The following is a 6,212-nucleotide window of genomic DNA, read 5'->3' on the forward strand; positions in this document are numbered from 1 at the left end:
GTGTGGGAGGTCGGTAAATGTGAAAATAGGAGGCAAATGCCTTTTATGATTAGCATTTACCTCCTACCCAATTATGACTTCACTTGCGCTATATTACCTTTGCACACGCTATACATTACCCTTGCATATTCTATACATTACCCTTGAATTCTCTGTTCCAAGCCTTTGAACGTACATTCCGTGACACTGAACGTACATTCCGTGACACTGAACGCACATTCCGTGACACTGAACGGAACTTTATATTGTTATCAAGGCATTAGTGTTCCTATATTGACTGTACATATAATCAATATATAGCAAGTGTTCTTTGGCTTGTTAGCATTATTTTATTAACTTTGTCGCTATGAATTATAAAGTTCAGCGTTATTTGCATTGGCTGCGCCGTATTAAGTATTGCCGCGGTTTTGGCGTGCAGTCGCCCTCGGCTTATCGGTTTATCCGTTATGTCATCAACGAGCATTATCCTTATTATGCTTACGATGAGTTGCGGAAGGAGCTGCCACGTCTTGATTCGCTGACACGCAAGCGTATGGAACTTTATTTCCGTATATCCAATTACCGTCAGGCTTCGCTGTGGCTCGACTACAGCAGGCGTGACGATACAATCGCAACCTATGTGGGGCGAGGATGTAATGCCACACGAGTCAGAAACATAGCCGACTCGCAGCAACCTGTTTCCCGCGATAAGATAGAAGTATTGCGTATTTGTCCGATAGCAGGATGTGAGTCGGTGCTCGCAGCCGCGCTAAAGCAAGCAGACGACCGCACCCTGTTTGTTATAGAGGACATAGGCTACAACGATACTGCCAGACGCTTATGGCAGACATTGCTGGAGAGCGACGTTACAAGCGTAAGCTACGACCTGTATTATCTTGGCATTGCCTTCTTCGACCGCAATCGCTACAAGAACAACTATATTGTGAACTTTTAGAATCTACGAAATGAAATTTTATACTAAACTTGGAGATGACGGCTCAACGTCGCTTTATGGCGGTCACCGAGTGATGAAGGACGACATCCGTATTGAGGTAAGTGGCGAGATTGACGAATTGAACGCCCATATCGGTTTGCTGTCTGCAATGGTTGAAGGCGATGTATCGGAAATACTCGATGAGATACAGGCCCGACTGTTTATAGTAGGAGCAAGTATGTCGTCTATGGCAGATGGTAGTTGGCGGGTAGGCAAGGAAGTGAAAGGCGAGAGCAGCTTGAGCGATCTTGAATTGGCACGATTGGAGCAGGAGATTGACCGTTTGCAAGCAGCCGTTCCCCAACTTGAAACCTTTGTTCTGCCCGGTGGAAGCGCCAAGGCAGCCCAGTCGCACGTGTGCCGAACCGTATGTCGAAGAGTGGAGCGCAGGCTGGTGGCATTAAGTCGTGACGTTGAGGTAGATGCGTTGACAATGCGATTTGTCAACCGATTGTCCGACTATTTTTTCAGTTTGGCTTTATATTTAAACTTTATTGAAGGTTACGACGAAAAAAAACTCTATATTACTTGCAAATAATACAAAAATTACTATTTTTGCAGTTGAAACAAGGGGTATATGGCTATTACGTCAAAAGCCCAATGAAAAATGGCTTCGCTACAATAGATGAAAGCCTCTTTGAAAAACATTAAATTTTGAACCGTAAAAAACTTTAGACTATGTATTGGACACTTGAATTGGCTTCCAAACTGGAAGACGCACCCTGGCCCGCAACAAAGGACGAACTTATAGATTATGCAATGCGCTCTGGCGCTCCCCTCGAAGTACTTGAGAACCTTCAGGAGATAGAGGATGAGGGCGATGTATATGACAGTATCGAAGATTTGTGGCCAGATTATCCTACAAAGGAGGATTTCCTCTTCAACGAGGACGAATATTAATCGCTCGAAAAGCTACACAAACAGCTTAAAGCGTTGAATATAAGCGGTATGGGAATTGTACGACAACATTCCTATACCGCTTTTTCCGTTCTTTTACCGCTAAATAAACTGCTCAAATAAGTATATTTTGAAGAATTAAATGATCAATAATCGGTACTTTCTGAATTCTTTCTTCGCTGATCATTTAATTCTGATAAACTTTTCTGCTATCTTCGCGTATATAGTGCATAAATCAAATTTAGATAATTGTATATGGGAAGAATATCGCGAAGCTATCCAAAAGGAAAATTAAAGTTGCGTGCACCAAAGAAAGCGCAACCTGACAAGAAGTACCAAATCTATATCGAATACAACTGGCAAGCAGACAATGCCCGCAAGTCTACCGGCATAAGTGTGTTTGCTAAAGAGTGGAACGACAAGGGATATGGTGGCATCGGAGAGATACGCGCCACAGCAAACACAGACTACAAATACTACAACAATGCCCTGCACAAACGTATCGAAGACATAGATATGAAGATACACCAGTATTACGAGATTCATCAACACATCACCTGCGACATTATCCGCTCATTTCTTGACGATAATGATGAAGTGTTACGTCCCGATGGAGGCAAGGACTTCATAACATTCGCTAAAGAACTGATAGAAAGCCGTTATAATAAAGGTAAAATAGGCGTGAGCACATGGAAGAATGGTATCTCATATCTGAATAAGTTTGAAGAATATCTACTTCTTGAACACAAAGGAACCCATGGTGAGCATAAGGAACTGATATATGTCTCAGAGATAAACGAGGACTTGCTTATTGATTTTCGAAAATACCGCTTCCTTGCCAAGAAGAAAACAACGACAGTAAACAAGACACTTAGTCCGATACTCCAAGCGTGTGAATATGCTTGTCAGTTGGGTTATGTATCTCATCACCTAAACGCTGCTCTACAAGACTTGTATATGAAGGAAGAGGACAGACTTGACGATGAAGAGAATAACATAAAATATCTGAGACAGGAACAGCTCGAAGAATTGGTAGCTGCTTATGATGCTGTAGAACAACCCAGACGAAAGGAGTTTCTTGAAATGTGGCTTTTTGCCTTCCATGCTTGTGGAATGCGTATGGTGGATGTAATGACACTGCGATGGAAGGACATTGATTTCAAGAATAGGGTTATCCGTAAGGTGCAGGTCAAGACTCGTAACCGCAATACTATACCGTTGAACGAACCTGTATTTCGTATCCTCGACAAATGGAAAGGCAGAAATAAAGTCTTTGTCTTTGACTTACTACCAGAGAATTTTGACTTGAATGATAATGAAGCTATCTACCGTCGCCGAAACTCTTGGAACAATACTATTAATACGTCTCTCCGTACCATCTCACATGAACTGAAATGGAAACAAAATTTGACTTTTCATGTCGCTCGTCACACTTGGTCAGTCCTTGCCCTTGCCTCAGGAGCCGACATCAGCGAGATAAGTCGATTGTTGGGGCATACGACAACAGGAGTCACAGAAAGAGTCTATGCAGAGTTCCTACCAGATAATCTTGCGTCTGTAGTAGACAAACTCGGTTTCGACTTTGTCCCAAAGATTGATGGGAAAAAGACAGCGTGAGGTTTAAGCATGAGAACGAAAACAGGCACTCCTGATAAAACTCAGAGAGTGCCTGAAAAACTTTTTACGAATAAAAAGCTCTATATGAGCTATTATATTTATCGGCAATAAAAAGGAGTTATATAAAAGTCTTGCATTTTCTGACAGTATTCACAGATATACCTGTTGCATTACTGATGTCTCTAAGGCTTACGCCTTTTTTCAATAATCGGATGACATCTTTGTATTGTTCAAGAAACTGCTCTTCACTTTTACGATAACCAGTTTTACGACCAACTTTACCATTGTTGGCTCGGAAGTTGTTGTAGCCACTTTCCATACGCTCCTTTATTGTCTTGCGTTCCATACGGGCTACTTCTGCCAAAATAGTAATCATAAACTGACTCATGGGATTTATTTTTCCATCATGGGTAAGGGTCTCGATGTTGTAGTTCATGATATACAATGAGACTTTAGCCTTGTTGAGCTTTTCAATAGCGGTAAGCACTTGCAGAGTATCACGGCCCAAACGAGAAAGTTCCGTGACCAATACCTTATTTATATTATGCGCGCGCACGTATGCGAGGAGGGCAGTCAATTCCTTACGTTCCTCATTCTTCTTTGCTCCACTCACCTTTTCCGTAAATGTTTCTGCAATACTCCAATTATGTCTCTCGGCAAGCAGAGTTAAGTCTGAGACTTGTCGTTCATAGTCTTGGATCTGTGTTGAGACTCGGCAAAATAATACGACTTGTTCCATATCTGTGTCTTTGATTGTTTGTCCACCTCGAAGATACATGGTATTTGGAATATACGAAAAACAACTATGCTAAACTGCATCGAAATAATCTAAAAGGTTATGTTGATACTAAAATCAAGCTTATAATAAGCCATATATAAGATTAAATTGATACGGTTCTTATTTTGATGCGTTTAACCCCGTTTTAATTCTACTTTCTCTACCGGTAAACATAATTGTAAAGGCTATGCTTCTTCACATTAATACCATGATTACGGGCATATTCATAATTCCATGAAACAGTTTCGTTTATGTTGTACCATGCTGAGATTGGAGTCTTAGCATTACTTATTGGGTTTGATGCAACTGTAGTTGTAGGTTTGGGTTTGCCGCATGGTTCGATGTATATGGTAGTGGATGTACTCCAGCATGAATTCATCATTGAATGGAAAGAGTTGTCTTTATAATATTTATCAATGAAACAGGTGGGTTGACTTTAATAAATGTCAGGGTGAGCGCGTTGCGCTCATTGGGGCTTCGCCCCTCTTATTCAGGAACACTAAAAACACAGAGACAAAGTTTGTAGAACATAACATGTTGTTACAAGTATGTATAGTTTATGATGTATTACATTAGATTCATATAATGTAGACTAATTGTATTGAATAGTTCATGTTTATATTATTCATACATAGAATGAAGATGTTTATAGTATCATCTAATATAGCTTTGTAAAACATCGTTTTGACCTGTTATTGACCTGTTGAACTGATCTGTTTTTGACTTATTATCTATGGTAGAATATTTTTCATTTTTCAATAAAAAAATATTAGGCTAATTGGCTGTTTTCTAAATTCAAACAGATAAATACAACAAAAACAAATTACGAATGAAAATAAAAGATATTTTAGAGGATTACTCTATCCATCCCAATATTCCTGTGAAACATTTGGCCAATGATATAGAAAAGGTAATCGGTCAATTCAAAGACTCTTTAAAAGTAGGTATTTGCTCTCCCTCCCAATTAATTTATAGCTATTGCAATTATTTTGATGACATAAAGAAAAGTTTTATACGATGTGTACTAAATAAAGAAAAGTCAAAGTCTGGTATATTTGTGTCTCAACACAAGGGATATTCCATTGCATCAGCCATGAAAGAAAAATTCGATTTTCATATATCAAAGATAAATCAACGAATGAGATATAGTTTAAGGAAACTGTATGAGCTAACTCTTGTAGAGGTTTAGCTTCTTATGTTGACGCATGGGAAGGTTTATGATTTTCAGATTAGGTATGCTATTGTACATTTGTTATGCAAACATTTTACTTTCTATACCCAATGTGTCTATGATAATAGTTGGTCTGTTGACATTTTTCTTAATGATCAAGACGATATAGAAACCGTTTACAACATGGTTCTCGATACAGAAGTATCTGCACTTCCTCAAATAGACAAAGAATTCATTATAGATCTACACTGCAAACAAACAGAGAGAATAACTCCGAAGAGTATTAACAAGCCACGTTGTGCAGAAGATCTGACTTGCTTGTATGATGAAGAGATTACACAGGCAGAGAAGAAAGAAATAATCGCCAGACATTACAAAACAAGCATATCTACAGCTCAACGCTGGATGAAACGATATGGACTTCTGAAGGCGTCGAACAACAAGAAGCATGAAGATAGAGTTGCCAAAGAGCAAGAGACTGAATAGAATATAAAGAAACTAATGTAGAATGAAATTTACAAGATGATAAGTCCATACGCTTAGTCTATCATTGATGTGCTAAATTCAACCATAAAAAAACTTTATGAAGCCATAGACAAGAAGGATGAAGAAATGGAAAGTCTCAAAGAAGAGATAAACAGACTGAAAAAGAATCAGTTGGGTGGCATATTAAGTGGAGTGAATGATAACGATGATACTAATTACCTGAGTTCGGGATAAGCGACTGTCGTTTTTCTTGCTATGCTAGATTTCCGATAGGTGCATATTACATTTGC

Annotated in this window: 7 protein-coding genes; 6 read left to right on the forward strand and 1 reads right to left on the reverse strand. The window is 39.2% G+C overall.

Features of this window, described 5'->3' with window-relative positions; translation table 11 throughout:
• The first annotated feature begins 346 nt into the window (after window positions 1–346).
• The 4 genes from I6E49_RS13805 to I6E49_RS13820 all read left to right on the forward strand — a co-directional run bounded on the left by I6E49_RS13805 (window position 347) and on the right by I6E49_RS13820 (window position 3,487).
• Window positions 347–934: a hypothetical protein gene (locus I6E49_RS13805; protein WP_235403041.1), complete on the forward strand. Its 588-nt coding sequence runs from the start codon at window positions 347–349 to the stop codon at window positions 932–934.
• 10 nt (window positions 935–944) lie between these two features.
• Window positions 945–1,511, forward strand: a complete 567-nt coding sequence (locus tag I6E49_RS13810) for a cob(I)yrinic acid a,c-diamide adenosyltransferase (protein ID WP_235403042.1) — start codon at window positions 945–947, stop codon at window positions 1,509–1,511.
• Window positions 1,512–1,651: 140 nt separating this feature from the next.
• Window positions 1,652–1,873 carry a DUF2795 domain-containing protein gene (locus tag I6E49_RS13815; RefSeq protein ID WP_235393457.1) on the forward strand — a complete coding sequence of 74 codons (222 nt, stop codon included), beginning with the start codon at window positions 1,652–1,654 and terminating at the stop codon, window positions 1,871–1,873.
• Window positions 1,874–2,125: 252 nt separating this feature from the next.
• Complete coding sequence (locus I6E49_RS13820; protein ID WP_235403043.1) at window positions 2,126–3,487, forward strand: tyrosine-type recombinase/integrase; 1,362 nt, start codon at window positions 2,126–2,128, stop codon at window positions 3,485–3,487.
• Window positions 3,488–3,605: 118 nt separating this feature from the next.
• Here I6E49_RS13820 and I6E49_RS13825 read toward each other — a convergent pair whose 3' ends face one another.
• Entirely contained in the window at window positions 3,606–4,226 is a 621-nt protein-coding gene (locus I6E49_RS13825) for a recombinase family protein (RefSeq protein ID WP_235403044.1), read from the reverse strand.
• Between the two features lie 868 nt (window positions 4,227–5,094).
• Between I6E49_RS13825 and I6E49_RS13830 the strand changes: the two genes are divergently transcribed.
• Both I6E49_RS13830 and I6E49_RS13835 read left to right on the forward strand, forming a co-directional pair.
• The gene (locus tag I6E49_RS13830; RefSeq protein ID WP_235403045.1) at window positions 5,095–5,454 is read left to right on the forward strand and encodes a hypothetical protein; all 360 of its coding nucleotides are present in this window, start codon (window positions 5,095–5,097) and stop codon (window positions 5,452–5,454) included.
• Between the two features lie 165 nt (window positions 5,455–5,619).
• On the forward strand, window positions 5,620–5,922 hold the full coding sequence (locus tag I6E49_RS13835; RefSeq protein WP_235403046.1) for a hypothetical protein: 303 nt from the start codon (window positions 5,620–5,622) through the stop codon (window positions 5,920–5,922).
• Window positions 5,923–6,212: the final 290 nt, after the last annotated feature.

It is taken from the genome of Leyella stercorea (assembly GCF_021531655.1).